Annotated in this window: 1 protein-coding gene; it reads left to right on the forward strand. The window is 71.7% G+C overall.

Going from position 1 to position 533, the window contains the following annotated elements:
- Positions 1-521: hypothetical protein (locus BFF76_RS30755; RefSeq protein ID WP_208604906.1), on the forward strand; the 521-nt coding region annotated here is incomplete at its 5' end.
- Positions 522-533: the final 12 nt, after the last annotated feature.

A 533-nucleotide genomic window follows, 5' to 3' on the forward strand; every position in this document is an offset into this window, starting at 1 on the left:
CAGCCGGGGTCGGCCGGTCCTCCTTCCTGCGTTGGATGCGCGTTGGCGAGGACGTTGTCGAGGAGAAGCAGGGCGGGAGGCTCGACATCGACTCACCTGATCCGTGCGCGGCCCTGTACGCCCGAGTGACCCGGGCACGCGCGGCGGCGGCCGTCCGGGCCACAGGCAGCATCGAGGAGGCAGCCCGCGGCGCGGTCGTCTCCGAGACCTACCGGACGTGGACCGACCCCATCACCGGCGAGACCCGCAGCGAACGACGCATCCGCCGGCGGCCGGGCGACTGGCGCGCGTCGGCCTGGCTGCTCGTTCGACTGGACCCTGAGCCGAAGTCGCTCGACGAGCTGCTCGACGAAGAAGACGCGCGGATCCGGGCGGTGCGAGGGGAGAACAGCGTGGAGCGGGCCCTCACGCCGCACCTTCAAGACCTCGCCGCCCGCCTGCAGAAGACGCTCGCGCAGTACGAGGAGGAAGACCGGCCGGCGGGCGGCATCGATCTCGTCCCGGAGGACACCACGAATTGACCTCTTCGCGGG

The sequence above is a fragment of the Streptomyces mutomycini genome (assembly GCF_001700505.1).
Lineage (GTDB): Bacteria > Actinomycetota > Actinomycetes > Streptomycetales > Streptomycetaceae > Streptomyces > Streptomyces mutomycini.